The following is a 17,556-nucleotide window of genomic DNA, read 5'->3' on the forward strand; positions in this document are numbered from 1 at the left end:
AGTTGTCAACTCTCAAAAAGTATATCGCTGCCATCCCGTTTAGGAACAAAGGATGGAGCAAAGTGGTGCCTATCTGCCTTACCAAGATTCCTGCATTTGCGAGAATGAAGGTAGATTGGGTTACCAGGTATTACTTCAATAATTTAAATTAAACATAACATCTATTCAGATAATTGGGTTAAATTTGAATTTTACAAAAGTTCGTATCCCAACATGGCAAAACCCAAAGAGGCTAAAAAACCCAGTGTTTTTAGTTTGCTTGCATCATATAAAAGCTTAATTTTTCTGCTGATCTTATTCGCATTGTTAAGTAATGGAATTAATTTATTGCTACCGAAAATTATCGCTCAAGGAATCGATTCTTACACCAACAACACGTTTAATTTAAATTCGATATTACTTCAATTTGCCCTGGCAATTATGTTGGTTTTTATCTTCACTTACTTACAAAGTATTGTACAAACTTATGCCTCCGAGAAGGTGGCAAGAGATCTGAGAACTAAACTTTCCGACCAGATTTCGCGTCAGAGTCATGCTTATATTCTTCAGGCAAATCCGTCAAAATTGCTTACAAACCTCACTTCCGATGCCGATTCGATCAAGATGTTTGTTTCTCAGGCCATTGTTTCGCTTGCCTCATCGATATTTTTAATTGTTGGTGCCAGTATTTTACTGCTGATGATAAATTGGAAGCTGGCCCTTTGTGTTATTGCGATTGTACCTATTATTGGCGGCGCTTTCTTTTTTGTACTAAAAAAGGTGAGGGTATTGTTTATCAAGAGTCGCGAGGTAATCGATTGGCTAAACAAGGTCATTAGCGAAAGTATTTTAGGCTCGGCGCTAATTCGGGTAATCAATTCGCAGCAACTTGAGTACAATAAATTTCTCGATGCAAATGCGAAAGCCAGAGACTTAGGCTTATCCATTCTTCGTTTATTTGCAGGTTTACTTCCTATTATCGTTTTCGTTGCGAACTTATCAGGCTTGACAATTTTAGTGCTGGGTGGGCATTTTGTGATTGACAATAGCATTAGTTTGGGTGAGTTTGCAGCCTTTAACAGCTATTTAGCGCTCATCATTTTCCCGATTTTGGTAATTGGTTTTATGAGTAATGTAATTGCTCAGGCAACAGCTTCTTATCAACGAATTGAAAGTGTTTTAAATGCGCCAGAAATTAATCATCCCGGCCTGTTAACAGCACCGATTATCGGTAATGTAGAAGCCAAAAACATTTCGCTAACCATCGGACAAAAACCAATCCTGAAATCGATTTCATTCAGTGCGAAAGCAGGTTCGAGAATTGCTATAATAGGGCCGACAGCTGCAGGGAAAACGCAATTGCTTTACATTTTAACAGGATTAATTAGTCCAAACTCTGGCGAAATACTGTTTGATGACAAGGAGCTGAATCAATATGATCAGGAGAATTTCCATAAACAGGTTGGTTTTGTCTTTCAGGACAGTATTATGTTTAATATGAGTATTCGCGAAAATATTGCTTTCAGCGATACGGTAACCGACGAATCTTTGGCGAAAGCAATTCAAACTGCCGAATTGAAAGATTTTATAGAAAGTCTTCCAGAGAAGTTAAATACCATCGTTTCTGAGCGTGGCAATAGCCTTTCTGGTGGGCAAAAGCAGCGTATCATGTTAGCCAGGGCATTGGCGGTAAATCCGAAGATTTTATTGCTTGATGATTTTACTGCAAGGGTAGATACCAACACCGAAAAACGGATTTTAGAAAATATCCAACAAAATTATCCCGGTATAACCTTGTTATCGGTTACTCAAAAGATAGCCTCTGTCGAAAATTACGATCAAGTTATTTTGCTGATGCAAGGCGAAATTATTGCGTCAGGAACCCATCAGGAACTGCTAAAAACTAGTCCTGAGTATGTTCAAATTTATAATTCACAACAGAGCACCAGTAATTATGAAATACAATCTTAACCAGCTGCAATCACAGCAGGAAAAGCAATCCACCTACCAGGCGCTTAAAAGATTGCTCCAATTCATTTCTGGCGAGCATAAAAATCTTTGGTTGGCTTTAATTGCCATTTTGGTAAACTCAGGATTGTTACTGCTCGGACCGCTTTTGGTTGGACATACCATCGATGCCTACATCAGGACCAAGCAATTTCATGGTGTGTTGGTTTTTGGTGGAATTTTATTGGTAATGTATCTTATTGCCATGGTTACCGGCTATACGCAGACGAAATTAATGGGTGGAATTGGGCAAAGAATGCTATTTACGCTGCGTAATGCAATTTTTAATAAACTCCAGGAATTACCTGTTTCGTTTTTTAATGAGAACAAGGCTGGCGATTTAATTTCGAGGGTTAACAGCGATACCGACAAGCTTAATCAGTTTTTCTCGCAATCGTTAATGCAGTTTGTAAGCAGCATTATCACCATGATTGGTGCCGGTGTTTTTCTTTTGTCCATTCATTTTGAACTGGGTGCTGCGGCGCTTTCGCCAGCAGTTCTTATCGTTATTTTTACTATGGCTTTGTCTCCATGGGTGAAAAATAAAAATGCCAAAAACTTAAAAAGTGTTGGCGGTTTAAGTGCCGAAATTCAGGAAAGCTTAAATAATTTTAAGGTTATTATTGCTTTTAACCGTCGCGATTATTTTAGAAAACGTTTTGACGAGGCAAATAGAGAAAATTACAAAACAGCTATTGGAGCAGGATTAGCCAATAATATTTTTGTTCCGGTTTATGGTTTACTCTCTAGCTCGGCACAATTAATTGTTTTGCTATTCGGTATTTTTTTAATTTCTATTGGTCATTTTTCCTTGGGTTTGCTGGTAAGTTACCTCTCTTACTGCACAAACTTTTATAACCCTTTAAGGCAGTTAGCCGCACTTTGGACTAGTTTTCAGGTAGCGATGGCAAGTTGGGACAGGGTTTCGCAAATCCTGTTTTTACAAACAAATTTGGATCAGGTTGAAGATTCAAAAGCCACTACATCTGATGCTTTGTTGGAATTTAAGAATGTTCATTTCTCTTACGATGATTCGAAAGAGATTTTGCATAACATCAATTTGAAATTCGAGAAAGGTAAAACTTATGCTTTAATCGGACCCACAGGAGGTGGAAAAACAACTACTGCTTCATTAATTTCACGCTTATACGATGCCACAAAGGGAACAGTGCTACTCAATGGCAAAGATATTCGTTCGTTTACTGCAGAAGAACGAACAAAAAAAATAGGTTTCATATTGCAGGAGCCGTTTTTGTTCACCGGAACCGTGAAAGACAATATCCTTTATGGCAATAGCCAATACCAACACGTGAGTGATGATGAACTGAAAAAAATTATTCATGATGCAAACCTAGACGCCCTTTTGGCTATTTTTGATGAAGGATTAAATACCCCAATTGCTTCTGGCGCTGATAGTATTAGTTTAGGACAAAAACAATTGATTGCCTTTATGAGGGCAGTTTTACGCAACCCCGAATTGTTAATTTTAGACGAAGCCACTGCGAATATCGATACCATAACCGAACAACTGTTGGGGAGCATTTTAGCAAAATTATCAAAGGAAACTACGTTAGTAATCATTGCACACCGCTTAAATACTATCGAAAACGCCGATGAAATTTACTTTGTAAACGAAGGCGAAGTGCAGAAGGCTGGAACCCTTAATGATGCGCTTGATATGTTACTCAAAGGAAAACGAGTGAGTTAACTGCTCATCGTTATTTTATTACACTCGTCATTGCGAGGCACGAAGCAATCTTACTACTATGGTTTTTTAAGCTAGCACATACAGATTGCTTCGTGCAAAGAAGATAAAATCTAACACAACATTTTTACTTGCATCGCAAGAGATAAATCGGCATTTTGCCCAACCAAATATTAACCCATGAAAAAGTATTTTTCCCTTTCTTGTCTAATCTTGGTCTCCTTATTTTCATATGCACAATCTCCAAAGCCAATCTTTTTTCAAGATAGCCTAAAGCTTATATCTTCTCAGTTCAAATTTACCGAGGGTGCCTCAGTAGATAAACAAGGAAATGTTTTTTTTACCGATCAGCCTAATGATAAGATATGGAAATATGATACGAATGGAAAGCTGAGTTTATTTATGGATAAATCGGGGAGAGCTAACGGCACTTATTTTGATAAAAAAGGAAACCTGATTGTTTGTGCTGATGAAAATAATGAAATCTGGTCTATCGATAAAAACAAAAAAATAACGCTTTTATTTTCCGATTTTGAGGGTAAAAAAGTTAACGGACCGAATGATATTTGGCTGGATAACAAGGGAGGAATTTACTTTACCGATCCCTATTATCAACGCAATTACTGGAAAAGGCAAAAACCGGAGCTTGAAAAACAACGCGTTTATTACCTTCCAAAAGGCAAGAAAACGGCCATCATTGTTGCAGATGATTTACAAAAACCAAATGGAATAGTTGGAACACCCGATGGGAAATTCCTATACGTTGCTGATATGGCTGCCAATAAAACCTATCGATATAAAATTAATGGTGATGCATCTTTAAGTAATAGAGAAGTTATCCTCAATCAAAATTCTGATGGTATGACTTTAGATAGCAACGGAAATATCTATGTAACAGGAAAAGGCGTGAATATCTACAAGCCAACTGGCGAACAGATTGGTCATATTAACATCCCCGAAGAATGGTGTGGTAATCTTTGTTTTGGAGGAAAAAACAAAAATATCTTATTTATCACCGCATCAAAATCCCTTTACAAGATAGAGACTACGGTAAAAGGCATTGAGTAAGTGCGCAAATAGTTATTGCTTTTCTTGAATTAGTTGTAATTGATATTTTATTTTCAGTATATTTTGAAAGTTTGAGATATTAATTTATGTTTGTTTAAAGATTAACGCAATGGATCAATCAAACAAAAAGATTTTAGGTTTCATCATTCCAAACCTGATCATCCTATCTATCATCGGTAATAATAAGATGCTTAACCCATCCAGTGGGGGTGTATTGGTATTTTCCGAATTTGTTATTCTACCAATGCTAATGGGAATTATGAGCGCCTGGTTTTGGAAAGACTATAAATTATCTAACAAAACCTTGATATGGAATTCTATTTTAAATGGTTTTATCGCAATATTGCTAAGCTATTTTTTTCTGGGAGAAGGTACAATTTGTTTATTAATTGTATCTCCATTGATATTTGCATTTGTAGTTACCGGAGCATTTATTGGAAAGGTGATGTTTAAAAGGCGTGACCAGAAAATGAACATCAGCTTTGTTTCCCTTCTTTTATTAATCTTTATTGCTGATTCGGTATCCGACCACCAATATGAGAATATGGTATCGGACGAGATCATCATTAAAGCAACGCCAGATAAAATTTGGAAAAATGTTATTGCATTTGAAAAAATTAAGCAGCCAAATCAATATTGGTTATTCAAGCTAGGCATGCCAAGCCCGATGCAAACCACAGTTACAGCAAATAAACTTGGCGCCGGTAGAAAATGTATTTTTAGCAATGGATACACTTTCGACGAGAAAATAGTTGCTTTTGAAGTGAATAAAAACCTAACTTTTGATATTGTCAATCAACCTCAAGATCCAGAGATTATGGGGCATATCGATATTGATAAAGGACAATTTATTTTAAAAGACAATGGCGATGGAACCACAACACTTATCGGGAATAGTTGGTATAAACTTCATGTCTTTCCAATATGGTATTATGATATTTGGGCAGAAAGCATTACCAGAAATGTTCATTTAAGAGTAATGGATCATATCAAACTATTGAGCGAGAAATGATATTTCGCTTTGTTGTGAAATATTTAGGTTTTTTAAAATCTATCCCGTTCTTCGGTTTGATTTACGATAGTTTAATAAAAATATGGATATGCATTTCAAATCCGCAAATGCTTTCTTGGTTCGACGAAATCGAAGAAGAAGTATTGAATTGGGACGGTACGTCTATCTCTTTACACAAATTTGGTGGCACGCAATTTAACTATCAACAGAAAGAATTCAGGGCATTTGCACAGCAATGGTATCCTTGACATACGTTTTAGTGTACAGACAAAAAAGGCACTTATTGCCGATGGAATTGCACGAGAGCATCACATTTTTGTAAAATCGGGTTGGGTAAGTCTATATATTAAAAACCAAACTGATGTAGAAAATGCGCTTTCCTTGTTAAGTCTAGCTTATAGTAGGAGGCAGAAACTCCAAATCATTTCAATAGATAAATAATTCTGTTCAGTTTATTCATACCTCAAAATTATTAATCATGTTAGTTAATTTTGTTCTTCCTAGAATATAGGGATAGACAACAAAAAAAGCCCTTTCAGGATTGAGGGGCTTTTTTATTTTTAAAAAAATCAGCATTAACTAGGCTGTTTAAAATAATCTTCAATTAAATGATGGGTATCCTCTGACAGAGGATGATGAGTATAATTAACTAATTTATGTTGAGATGAGTTGTATTTCTCAATAAAAGTTGCTTCGGTGTTACTAAATTTCAAATAACCCTGCTCAAAAAATCTTTCCTCTATTTCTGCCGATGAATCCATCGACCTAAACCATAATTTAACCATTGAAGAGGTTAGCTTATCCAGGTAGAGCCAATGATAAACTTGTGCGATATCAGTACCTTCAGGTAGATCAGTACGCTTAACTTCCATGATCAGGGTTTCAGCGTTTTCAAAAAGATATAGTATTTTATAGTTGGACAACATTATAGGCAAAAGTAATACATCCTTGATTACTTATGGGATGATGTTTTCAACAATTAAACAAACTTATGATATAAATAATGGCTCATCTATGGATTTCGGGGATGAAAACTAAAATCTTTCATATGTTAATAATTCTATCTTAATTTTAAGGCATTAATAGAATGACTGAATATGGTAAATTCCATCTTCTTTAATTACCTCCAAATATCCATTGGTATATTGAGAAAAATCTATCCCCATAACTGTTTCGCCCAATGCAAAACTTTGTCCGGGATTTAAACCAGAGCCATTATAGGTTACTGGCACCTTTGGATTGATGTTACCTTCTACAACATCAAATATTTCTGAAAAGCTTACCTTCATAATTATTCTTTTAATAATTAACCAAAAAAGTAACTGAAGGTTTTGACTGAAATTACTGCTTAGGTTTTATTGAAGTAATATTTGATGAATAAATTTAGGGTAGCTCTGAGATAAAAAGATTTTCTTCAGCTATCTTATGTATCTATTTGGCTTGCTTTTTGTATATTTGCAGTCCTGTTTACAGTTTGTTTGATGTTATGTTAAATAATTGAGAACTACAAACTGAAAACTGAACTGGGGCCGTTCTTGGATTTGACAGGGTGGCGAAGGTTATGTTAGCATGCAGTGCGTTGTACGGAGAGCACTTAAAAGAGAACGTTCACATTTTAGTTGGCGAAAATACTTACGCCTTAGCTGCTTAGTTTAGAACTAATTAGCTTTTGTCCCTCTAACTGCTGCATTGTTGGGTTAGAATCTGGGGCATCGAAACAACAAAGCTGGCTTCAAAGAGATGCGATTTGAAGTGAGATAAAGCGTCTAAGGATTTAAATAAGGTCGGTTTTCAGCCCGTTTATTTCCCGAAAATCAATTGAAAAATAAGCATGTAGAAGGTATAAGTTATCTCACAACTGGACAAGGGTTCGACTCCCTTCGGCTCCACTGGAATTAGTTCAAAATTCACCAAAAAAAAGTTAAAACCCTGCAGATCATTGATTTGCAGGGTTTTCTTTTTGTGTTTAGTGGCTTTTTAGCCGAAATATCACATAAGTGAGGTGGCCAAAAAGGTTCCTCAGTGAAATCATAAAAAGGAGGAACCTTTTTTTTATGCAATCAATTGATATAGAGTTAGTTCAATCATTGAACATCTTGACTTTTTTTATTGCAAATCTTAAATTTATTCACGTTTTAAGAGCAATTTTATGAAAAGAAATTTCAATTTAATCTTTTTCCTAAAAAAGAGAAATGACACTCAAATTGATGGATTATCAATTTATTTACGAATAACAGTTTCTAAGAAAAGAGCAGAAACTGCAACAGGGAAAAAATGTTTAGAAAATGAATGGGGCAATGGACAACTTAAAGGTAACTCATTGAAATCTAAAACGCTAAACGCCTATTTAAAACAACTAGAATTACGAGTACATGATGCTCACCGTATTCTTTTGACATTAGGTATAGAAGTTACTGCTGACTCACTGATGAATGAGTATCTTGGTAAAACAGAAAAAAGAAGGACCTTAAAGGAGGTCTTTGAAGATCATAATCATGAAATGGCTGTGCTTGTAGGTAAGGATTTTTCTAAAATGACATTGTTGCGCTATCAAACAGCACTTAGGCATATCGAACAGTTCATGAGAGAGAAGTACAATATCTCTGATATAGATGTTAAAAAAATCGATCATAAATTTCTGACTGATTACGACTTTTTTTAAGATCTGTACGCAAATGCTCAAACAATTCAGCTGTGAAATACATTAAAAACCTAAAGAAGATTATCAAGATTTGTATTGCAAATGGCTGGATTATCAAAGACCCATTCGCAAATTTTAAAGCTACAGTTAAAGAAATAGATCGGGTTTGTCTGACTGATTCAGAAGTCAATCGGTTAGAACAAACAAATTTTGCCAATGAGCGTCTACAACGGGTAAAGGACATATTTTTATTTAGTTGTTACACCGGACTGGCATATATCGATATCTACCAATTAAAAATTGACGAGGTCATTTTAGGTAGGAAGGACGAGCGGTGGATTATATCAAACAGGCAGAAAACCGGGACGCCAACCAGAATCCCTTTGTTACCAAAGGCAGTATCCCTTTTGGAAAAATATGCAGACCATCCTCTGCGATCTAATTCAGAGAAGCTCTTTCCAGTTAGCTCGAATCAAAAGATGAATGCTTATCTAAAAGAAATTGCAGATGTGTGTAGTATAAAAACTATTCTAACTTTCCATTTGGCTAGGCATACATTTGCCACGACGATCACTTTGATGAACGATGTGCCAATTGAAACTGTAAGTAAAATGCTCGGGCATAAGAATATCAAAACCACGCAACATTATGCAAAAATTATGGATAAGAAGGTAGATGAGGATATGGCTAAACTTACCATCAAACTTGAGGAGTTCAAACAACAAAAAACAGTTGCAATCACTACCTATAATTATATGATCACAAAATAGAAATAAAAGGCACCTTTTTTAATAATTGGCTAGACATAGGGATAATTCCCAACTGAGAATGTTGAATTCTTAGAACACCTTTCTGGCTTTTTAGAGGTGTTAAAAAGGATTTTGGAGAAAAATAAGGTGTAGGAAGCGGTTGTAAATCTTAAGAAAAAGTAGAATTTTGGGTTCTAAAAATCTTTCAGTCTCATGGTTGGTGCGATTTTTAGAACACTAGCTTTTTTGGACAATGGCTATATTTATTCCTAATAATATTGAAGTCAATGGGATTTATGGCGTAGCTTGGTCAGCAAAAAAAATATCCGATCTAATGGAATAAGCTGATCGTTGTAATGAAAAGGAGAATGACATTTTTTTTAAAGATTAATATCAGTTTAGCCGAAATATTCAATATATCTAGATTGAATTTTTGGCCCTAAAACGCGAATTTATTAATCTCAATAATTTCTGAAGATGAACTGATCATGGCTTTTATGTTTTTGATGAGGTAGGATCAACGAACTCTACTTTGTCAAATAAAACTTTACAAACTAATGGGCCTTGAAGAGGAAGTAGGAGATAAATAATACTGATAAAACTTACACCTACGAAAAAAAATAAGTTCAGGATATCAAATGTTTGGAAGATATGCATTATATCTTCTCCTTTTTAAAACATTCACTTAAGCTAGTGATTGGATTAATTCATCTTTCTCATTAATTTTGCTTATGTGTATTGGGAAGCTTTTTTTATCACACCAGTTTGTCAAAAATATCCAATCCATTGCCGCTACAAACTGCAAAGTGCGTTTTTTATTATGAAAATAATAACTTAGCAGTTTAAAACTAAGTATTCTAAATAATGCCTTCATACGACTTCTCAACGCTTAGCTCTTCCGATTTGGAAGACCTTGTATGCGACCTGCTAAATGCCAAAGAACCACCTAAATCGGTTATTCGCTATAAAACCTTTAAGGATGGCCGTGACCAGGGAATCGATTTGCTATATTCCACCCCAGCCAATGAACATGAACACGTTGGCCAGGTCAAACATTATTACAGGACAGGATTCCCCGGCATGCTGAGGGATCTGAAATCCACCGAAATTGATAAGGTCAAAAAACTCAACCCCAACCGGTACATTTTTGCGACATCCGTTGACCTCACCGTTGGAGAAACAAAAGAGCTTAGCGATAATTTTCAACCCTACATCAAAGATCTTAATGACATTTATGGTAAGAAAAACCTCAACACGCTAATCGGCGATCACAACGAGGTGCTGACCAAACATTTTAAACTTTGGTTCTCTGATTCCTCGGTCTTAAACAAAGTGTTAACTTCCGACCTGCTGTTCAGATCTGGTGACTTTGTTAAAGATGAACTGACAAAAAGGATTAGGTTGTACGTTCAGACCCCGTTGCTCCAGACTGTAAATGAAGGGCTAGATAAAAATAATTTCGTCATCATCACCGGCGAGCCCGGAGTGGGCAAAACTACCCTGGCAGAGATGTTGACCTATGAGTACCTCAAAGAAGACTACGAACTTCTTTATATATCTTCGGATATCAAAGATGCGGAGCGTTTTCTGAGAAATGATGAATCAAAACAACTGATCTACTTCGATGATTTTCTTGGGGAAAATGCAGTAGAAATCAATAAAGCTCAGGGAAACGAAAGTGCCTTGGCATCGGTTATACGCAGAATCAAAAACAAGACCAATAAAAAACTGATCTTTACCACCCGCACATTCATCCTCAATACCGTATTGGAAGAATCCGAAAAGCTTAAAAGGCTCAATATCAGTGCGGACCAGACCGTCTTCAACCTAGATGAATATTCATTGGAGATAAAAAAACAATTGCTGCTTAACCATCTCGAGGAATCCGATCTGGACGACAAACTCAAAAAAGTTATCCTTGAAGAAAAAATGTTTCAATTTATCATCGGACATAAAAATTTTACACCGCGTTCTATTGAATTTATAATCACTGCACACAACATTGGTAACCTGGAGCCTGAGGAGTTTGAGCAGTTTATCAGAAAGGAATTTACCAGCCCTGCGGAAATATGGAAGCATGCATACCAGTACCAGATCGATACCTTCAGCAGGTATTTGCTCAATACACTGTTTTCCTTTGACGGTAAGGTTGAATTAAAAGTGCTGGAAGATGCATTTCATAAGAGAATCGCCGAAATGCCCACACCAGTACCGATTCCGGTCAATGTGTTCAGGACCACCATGAACAAATTGAACAATGGTTTCGTATATATCCGTAACAATAAAGTCGATTTTATCAATCCATCGTTGAAGGATTTTTTAAAGAACTTTATCAAGACAGACCCCATCGAAATCGGGCAGATTCTGGAACATGCAAAATTTATCGGTCAGTTATCAGATTTAATACTGGATCTGGCCTTCCAGCACCGGATAAGGTTACCGGAAAAGCTCCAGACCAATCTACTGGAACATTATGAGGATTACGCGAGGAGTAGACACTATGAATATGATTTGATCAGGCTGGCCACCATTATCCAGCAACACGTTTCGGGACCTGAAAAATCAGATGTAGTCGTTGAGATTTTGAAGAACGTGGGTGACTGGGAAGCTATAAGCAGTGATTACTCACTGAACCAGGAATTTTTGAATTTTGTTAGTTCCACCCAAGACGATGCTAAGGTTCAGGCTGTTCTAAGGGAACGCACTGAGGAGATCGTAAATGACCTGGTATTGGGCGAAAAGGATCTGCAACGTTCAGTCAAGATGCTGGAAAAACTCTCAGACAGTTTTAAAATTGATTTTGAGGAATTTAACAGTATTAAATTGATACAGCATTTTGACGCACTATTTATGGAAGAGGTCTCTAATGCGGCGGATGACCTCATGGAGTGGGCAACAGATATCAGTTACGTCAATGAAAGGATTGACGAATTTTCGGAACTGAACCAGCGGCTTATTGATGTTGGTTTTATCTATGAGGCGGATCTGACTGATCTAGATGGAATGGACTGGGATGAAATATTTATGGACAATGAGATCCGCAGATTAATGGAAAATGACAGGGATTGATAAATTATATCCTAAACTGTTATTTCCCTCGGTGTTTAAGTTTTTCCATTAACAGCTGAGGTTCCTTTTGGGAATATCCAATAATCTTACTTTAAATACCTAACCTTTAGCATATGGACTTCGATTTCGGATTTTCACTCTATTTTCTTGACCCTCCAAAACTGGAGCCGCTTGAAAGCTTCTTTGTACAGGTGCAGGGCAAGATTTCTATACATCAAAAACATGCAGCAAGGACAATCGGCCTGTATCATACCGAAGCGACTGCTAAATTGAAGGAACTCCATGACGAGCATGCAAAAGTCGCGGCCGAAGCAAAGATTGCGTACGCAAAACATTATGATGAAGTTGAAGGCTGTGAGGATGACAAACATGGCTGGGCTACACATGCTTCCGGAGCTATGGAAATTGAACACCATTATACAAATGCAGACGAGGACATGAAAGCTGATTTCACCGAAATGGCGGACCACTTTAACAAATCTTCACTCGTTACGCTCTATGCATTACTTGAGGCCGAGCTACGCCGCCTTTGCGGTCATTTACAAAGCTTTTTCAAGTTAAAGTTCAGCGTCGAGCGTTTCGAGAAAAGCGATTACCTAAAATCCATCATGGAATATATTTCCTTGGTTGCGGAGTTGGATATAAGCCCCGTTGAGTCTAAGATGAACAAACTTCAGGAACTACAATTTCTCAGGAACAAAATTATGCATAATGGCGCAGAATTCAGTCTGGAGAAAAACGAATCGCTGGATGAATTGGCCAAAAACAGTGATCAAGGATTGTACTGGGAAACCGTGGAAGAAGAACAAATACGAATCCTCCGTATCCGTTCTAAATTTATTTTACCATATTACAGCATCATCAGTGACTTTCTCTTCGAGTTGTTTAAGTCACTGGATGTGAAATTAGGGTATGAGTTATTATCAAAAAGGATGCACTTTCTGTTTGGCTTTCTTTCAGAAGAAATCAGTATCCAGTACCTATCCCAGCGAGATATTTCTGCTGGAAAACAGTTTGTGTTTTTGGTAGAGTCCAATGAGTTTTGGAATCTTTTCAAGTTCAATTGCAAAATGAGCATCACTACTGCCAATTCCGACCAGCTCATCATCACCAACCAGCTTGATCAAATCAACAAAATGGAAAGATGGATTGCCCAGATGGAAGCAAATCCGGCGGTTATCAGACAGGCATTAGCCGGGTTCTTAAGATCAAACAGTACACACAAAATTGAACTGATGCTATACAATTAGGGAGAAATTATGCCGGATACATCGTGTCTATTTTAAAAATTGGAAAGATAGGGCATAAATTTTCACAATAGCCGCTATAGTGGATAAACCAGAGTACATTGACCCCGTCTCGCCGAAAATATATTTGATGTAAGTTTTGCTTGTCTGCATTTTAGAGAATTGGCGAAAAGGGGTCAGTAGAATTGGTTTATGCAATTTACTATCATAATTCGCATTTAAACCTAAATATAAATCACTTAATCAGTAATAGCTATCACGTAGGTTATATATAACTTAAAATGTTTACCAATAGGAGGATATCCTCGCTTTAAGGGGCGGGGAATCATGTTAGTGTCGTCGGAACAGCAAAATGTGTTACTCTAGTTAAAACCCACTAAATGGATCATAAGATTTCTTTTCCAACTGGTGTGGGTTCGTTATTTTTAAGGCCTACATGCCTCCTCCCCGAAGCCCGACTTGGCAGGTATTAAGAAAGCCAGTGTATCTTGGTGAAACCCTGTGGAGCGGATGCCGCAATGTTAAAACTGAAAGCTGAAGCTTCGGATGATCTTGTATCTAGAAGATAGATTAATTGAAATTGGGACTACTGGTAAGTGTACAGTTTGGATTGAAAGCCGGTCACTAAGATTTGTACATCACCCTTTTTTACTAAGTTAAGCGGCAAGTCTAAGTTTAAATCTTTTATAAATTGAGCCAAATTCATGAATAATATCTGAATAAACATCTACCTTCTTTTCTGTATCGACGATCTCAATTGTTATAGCATAGTCTTGTTTATAGCTGGTCGGTATCTCGCCTCTCGTATATAGACGCAATCTTACTTCCCATGCTCCACTTAAATATGATCTTGTGAAAGACTTTTCGAAATGAATTATAGGATTCCATGGTATGGCGTAAGTACTCTCATCTGAAATTCCAATTTCTTTCATGCCTCCAGAGGTTGGCTTGCAAAGCGATGCTGATATGCGAGATTGCGAATATTCGTTGTCATTGTTAATATTTACAGTGGGATCATAAGTAATAGTTATCTTTACTTTCAATTTTGAATCCTTATTATTTTCAGATAATGTTTTAGGTATATGAAATTTGACAAACTGATAGTTATCCTGATCTAGCTTGCCTTCATAAATAAAAGCTCCACTGTTTGCAGTGGCAAATTCTGCCCTTTCTATAATTGGTTCTCCAAAGCCGACATAATGCTTATGGTTAGCTGTGACTGTCTTGGGCACATTTCTAGGTTCACAAAAGTGATATAGAAGTGACTTAATAAGATTAGGATTGCTTTTTGGGTAGAGGTCAAATAATCTTTGTGCGAATTGGGAAATCAACGGAGCAGAAAAACTAGTACCGTTATCAACACATAATCCATTTCCATCACCAGAAATACCATAGGTTCCAAGCCTAGGAGAATGAGCATATGTAGATTGTAAGTTCCCTCCATGTGCTACCAATTCAGGTTTAATACCTCCGTCAACTCCGGGACCAACCCTTGAAAATGGCGATATCTCATGATGCTGTGCTAGTGATGTGTCATTAAAAAATTTAGCGATAGAACCAACGCTAATCGCAAGCAAAGATTCTGCCGGTGAATTTATCCTTGAAAATGGATTTGAAAAATGGTTAAGGGGGTAAGGAGGGCTGAGTGAGCGAATGTTTCCACAAGCAACAACGAAAAGAACCTTATACTTTTTAGTTAAGTAATCAAGGAGTTTAGCGAAATTTGAATATACACCATGACCAACGGATGCGTCGTTTCCGATCGATAAGTTATAAACTCTTATTTTCTTGTGGTTTTCAATAACAACGTCCTCAATTATACCCATCAAAGTTGAAATATCATGTCCAATTACAACCCCACCTAGTGTTTTTCCGAAAACCTGTACATTCATTATCTTACAGTATGGTGTTAACTTCCCTGTGCTCAAACAGTCATCTAAGTTATCTCCGAAAATACATCTACTTGCAACAAAAGTGCCATGGTCATACGCATGATACTTACTGCCTGAAGGCAAGAATGTCTCAATTTTGGTTACCAATCCATCAAATACATTTGTATGTCGATTAATGCTGGAGTCTATGATGCATATAGATGAATTTGATGTTGGTTTGGAAACTTTTATTGCGGACGGGAGTGTGTATAGGGGGGGCATTGCATTAGTAATTATGCTAGTCGAATTATATTTTACTTCACATATGCTGCTAAATTGACTTACTAAATTAACAATCTCTTTATTTTGAGCTTTACATGTTATGATACAAAGTCCATTTCCGAAAATTCGATATTTTGCCTCAGTCGAAATAGCAGTTAATGAATTTACTAGTTTCGCAGACACTCTTTCTTTCTCAATAAATGGAAGTGTTGTGAAAAGGGAAAACACTAATGAAACAATTTTTTCGGTTGCAACGTCTATCTCGACAATTTTTTGGTTTGTTTCAATTGATGAGACATTCTCAATTATTGAAATATTGCTTTTTCCCCTGTTGTCTTGAGAATCTTTATAAGTCTCGATTTTTCCAATCAGACTATCATAAGATTCTTTTTTTATTGACGCAGTACCGATCGATGAATTTTTTTCTGAGTAGTTAATAAGAGTAATCCCCAGGCTTTGGAGTTTGAATTTTTCGTTTTTGATCTCTCTGTCAGTTGGTACTTCAATATTGAAAAATATTTGAGAGGTCAAATCGTAATCGCTTTTTTTTGATTCGTTCAATAAAAGTTTATCATATTGATCTAGTAGCCTCTCACCGTGCTCAGAATAGTTGCTTCTTGTAAAGCTTACACCAAAACCAGTTTTCTTATACTTTTCGATTCTGATATTATCTTTTGGAATGTGAAAGTGGAATTTGCCTTCATTCATAATGAGAGAGTTATTGAAGCACTAATAAAACATTTGAAGATTTGCTAGTCGATAGGTCATCGCTGGTTCACTAACCTTAAACTTTGATGCTAGCTTTTGTATAATATTAGTTTCTTTTAATTTTTGGTATTCGACTTTGTTTAATTCTTTCTCGATAAAATGCTTTGGCATTAGGATTGCGGCGGCAAATGCATTCGCTTGCTGTTCAATCCTAACCTCCTCCTGATTATACTCATTTAACGTATTTCTAAATTTCATAAACAGATCCTTGTCAACAAAAACCTCCTGATTGGATTTCGCTTGCGGTTTCCAGTGTAAGGTGTGGTGTGCAAATTCATGCGCTATAGTAAAGCGAATTCGTTCTTTCGAATTAGCCTTATTATACCCGATTGTGGCAATATTATCCTTTATAACTAGAACACCCGAAATTTCGTCGTCAAAATCATAGGGCATGAGATTAATGTTGTTGCCCTTAACTATTTGCTCAATGGGCACAAAAGGTTCATGGATGTTGAATTCTATTAAAAATAAGGATGCCTTATTTTCAATTTCGTCAATTGAAATTGATTTTTTCATGCTATTTATTAATACTAGAAAATGTTGCTCTCACAAAGTCCTGAACAGAGTTCGCTTTTAACTCATCTGTGAATTTTTTATTAATCTTCGTAATGACATCGTCATTCAGCTTCGGGGCATCTTGTTGATTTGGGATTAAAGATCCAATGTTAACGTTTAAAAAATTGGCCGCTTCGACCAGATTATGGACCATTACTTTCTGCCTGCCCTTTTCAATATTTACAACCGTAACACGGCTAAGTCCCATACTTTTTGCGAGTGCCTCTTGGCTTTTTTCAGATTTAATCCTCGCCTCCTTAAGGTTTTCGCCCAATTTTTGATAAAAGTCCAAATTGTTGTTGTCTTTATTTTACACAATATACAAAGATATAATTAAATTTCCAAATAGTGTTGCTCTAACAAACATGTTGTTTGTGATACAAACTATAGTTATAGTGTTGAAAACTTTTTTATAAAAATGTTTTGTATTGTTAACTACTAATTTTACATTTGTTACCAGATAATAGGACATAAAAAAATACCAGAAGGGTTAGCCGCTGGTATTGTAATTTGAAAATTCCGTCCCAGCAATTGCGTAGCTGGAAGAAATTATATTTGTTTTCGCACTTCAAATGTAGTAAAATTTTCAAATCTGCAATATTT

General features: G+C 36.4%; 13 protein-coding genes, 1 other RNA gene and 1 pseudogene. 10 read left to right on the top strand and 5 right to left on the bottom strand.

Annotation, left to right across the window (positions count from 1 at the left end; all coding sequences use genetic code 11):
- The first annotated feature begins 213 nt into the window (after positions 1-213).
- The 6 genes from ACZZZC_RS08980 to ACZZZC_RS09005 all read left to right on the top strand — a co-directional run bounded on the left by ACZZZC_RS08980 (position 214) and on the right by ACZZZC_RS09005 (position 6,212).
- Complete coding sequence (locus ACZZZC_RS08980) at positions 214-1,950, top strand: ABC transporter ATP-binding protein (protein ID WP_463486953.1); 1,737 nt, start codon at positions 214-216, stop codon at positions 1,948-1,950.
- Positions 1,895-3,694, top strand: a complete 1,800-nt coding sequence (locus ACZZZC_RS08985; RefSeq protein WP_463486954.1) for an ABC transporter ATP-binding protein — start codon at positions 1,895-1,897, stop codon at positions 3,692-3,694. Before ACZZZC_RS08980 ends, ACZZZC_RS08985 begins: the two co-directional genes overlap by 56 nt.
- A 177-nt stretch (positions 3,695-3,871) precedes the next feature.
- Positions 3,872-4,759: an SMP-30/gluconolactonase/LRE family protein gene (locus ACZZZC_RS08990; protein ID WP_463485767.1), complete on the top strand. Its 888-nt coding sequence runs from the start codon at positions 3,872-3,874 to the stop codon at positions 4,757-4,759.
- A 109-nt stretch (positions 4,760-4,868) separates the two neighbouring features.
- Positions 4,869-5,771, top strand: coding sequence for an SRPBCC family protein (locus ACZZZC_RS08995; RefSeq protein ID WP_463485768.1), 903 nt, complete (start codon positions 4,869-4,871; stop codon positions 5,769-5,771).
- The gene (locus ACZZZC_RS09000) at positions 5,768-6,019 is read left to right on the top strand and encodes a hypothetical protein (protein WP_463488249.1); all 252 of its coding nucleotides are present in this window, start codon (positions 5,768-5,770) and stop codon (positions 6,017-6,019) included. The genes ACZZZC_RS08995 and ACZZZC_RS09000 overlap by 4 nt, the downstream gene beginning before the upstream one ends.
- Positions 5,955-6,212 (top strand): luciferase domain-containing protein, encoded by a 258-nt coding sequence (locus ACZZZC_RS09005; protein ID WP_463486955.1) that lies wholly within the window; start codon positions 5,955-5,957, stop codon positions 6,210-6,212. Before ACZZZC_RS09000 ends, ACZZZC_RS09005 begins: the two co-directional genes overlap by 65 nt.
- A gap of 134 nt (positions 6,213-6,346) precedes the next feature.
- Here ACZZZC_RS09005 and ACZZZC_RS09010 read toward each other — a convergent pair whose 3' ends face one another.
- Positions 6,347-6,643 carry a hypothetical protein gene (locus ACZZZC_RS09010; RefSeq protein ID WP_463485770.1) on the bottom strand — a complete coding sequence of 99 codons (297 nt, stop codon included), beginning with the start codon at positions 6,641-6,643 and terminating at the stop codon, positions 6,347-6,349.
- A 207-nt stretch (positions 6,644-6,850) separates the two neighbouring features.
- Positions 6,851-7,060: a hypothetical protein gene (locus tag ACZZZC_RS09015; RefSeq protein ID WP_463486956.1), complete on the bottom strand. Its 210-nt coding sequence runs from the start codon at positions 7,058-7,060 to the stop codon at positions 6,851-6,853.
- A gap of 236 nt (positions 7,061-7,296) precedes the next feature.
- Between ACZZZC_RS09015 and ssrA the strand changes: the two genes are divergently transcribed.
- From ssrA to ACZZZC_RS09035, 4 genes and pseudogenes are all read left to right on the top strand, one after another.
- Positions 7,297-7,663, top strand: a transfer-messenger RNA (tmRNA) gene (gene ssrA / locus ACZZZC_RS09020).
- Between the two features lie 322 nt (positions 7,664-7,985).
- Positions 7,986-9,179, top strand: a pseudogene (locus ACZZZC_RS09025) (phage integrase SAM-like domain-containing protein); the annotation flags it as partial.
- 846 nt (positions 9,180-10,025) lie between these two features.
- Entirely contained in the window at positions 10,026-12,230 is a 2,205-nt protein-coding gene (locus ACZZZC_RS09030; protein WP_463486957.1) for an nSTAND3 domain-containing NTPase, read from the top strand.
- Between the two features lie 113 nt (positions 12,231-12,343).
- Entirely contained in the window at positions 12,344-13,480 is a 1,137-nt protein-coding gene (locus ACZZZC_RS09035) for a hypothetical protein (protein WP_463486958.1), read from the top strand.
- A 653-nt stretch (positions 13,481-14,133) separates the two neighbouring features.
- Here ACZZZC_RS09035 and ACZZZC_RS09040 read toward each other — a convergent pair.
- The 3 genes from ACZZZC_RS09040 to ACZZZC_RS09050 are packed head-to-tail and all read right to left on the bottom strand — an operon-like array spanning position 14,134 to position 17,227.
- Positions 14,134-16,338, bottom strand: a complete 2,205-nt coding sequence (locus ACZZZC_RS09040) for a S8 family peptidase (RefSeq protein WP_463486959.1) — start codon at positions 16,336-16,338, stop codon at positions 14,134-14,136.
- Between the two features lie 21 nt (positions 16,339-16,359).
- The gene (locus ACZZZC_RS09045) at positions 16,360-16,914 is read right to left on the bottom strand and encodes an ImmA/IrrE family metallo-endopeptidase (protein ID WP_231424675.1); all 555 of its coding nucleotides are present in this window, start codon (positions 16,912-16,914) and stop codon (positions 16,360-16,362) included.
- A 1-nt stretch (position 16,915) separates the two neighbouring features.
- Positions 16,916-17,227 carry a helix-turn-helix domain-containing protein gene (locus ACZZZC_RS09050; RefSeq protein ID WP_231424676.1) on the bottom strand — a complete coding sequence of 104 codons (312 nt, stop codon included), beginning with the start codon at positions 17,225-17,227 and terminating at the stop codon, positions 16,916-16,918.
- Positions 17,228-17,556 lie beyond the last annotated feature (329 nt).

Source organism: Pedobacter sp. AC212, from assembly GCF_979258625.1.

Coding starts and splice junctions, on each gene's coding strand:
- ACZZZC_RS08980 (WP_463486953.1), top strand. CDS start 214: ATGGCAAAACCCAAAGAGGCTAAAAAACCCAGTGTTTTTAGTTTGCTT.
- ACZZZC_RS08985 (WP_463486954.1), top strand. CDS start 1,895: ATGTTCAAATTTATAATTCACAACAGAGCACCAGTAATTATGAAATAC.
- ACZZZC_RS08990 (WP_463485767.1), top strand. CDS start 3,872: ATGAAAAAGTATTTTTCCCTTTCTTGTCTAATCTTGGTCTCCTTATTT.
- ACZZZC_RS08995 (WP_463485768.1), top strand. CDS start 4,869: ATGGATCAATCAAACAAAAAGATTTTAGGTTTCATCATTCCAAACCTG.
- ACZZZC_RS09000 (WP_463488249.1), top strand. CDS start 5,768: ATGATATTTCGCTTTGTTGTGAAATATTTAGGTTTTTTAAAATCTATC.
- ACZZZC_RS09010 (WP_463485770.1), bottom strand. CDS start 6,643: ATGGAAGTTAAGCGTACTGATCTACCTGAAGGTACTGATATCGCACAA.
- ACZZZC_RS09015 (WP_463486956.1), bottom strand. CDS start 7,060: ATGAAGGTAAGCTTTTCAGAAATATTTGATGTTGTAGAAGGTAACATC.
- ACZZZC_RS09030 (WP_463486957.1), top strand. CDS start 10,026: ATGCCTTCATACGACTTCTCAACGCTTAGCTCTTCCGATTTGGAAGAC.
- ACZZZC_RS09035 (WP_463486958.1), top strand. CDS start 12,344: ATGGACTTCGATTTCGGATTTTCACTCTATTTTCTTGACCCTCCAAAA.
- ACZZZC_RS09040 (WP_463486959.1), bottom strand. CDS start 16,338: ATGAATGAAGGCAAATTCCACTTTCACATTCCAAAAGATAATATCAGA.
- ACZZZC_RS09045 (WP_231424675.1), bottom strand. CDS start 16,914: ATGAAAAAATCAATTTCAATTGACGAAATTGAAAATAAGGCATCCTTA.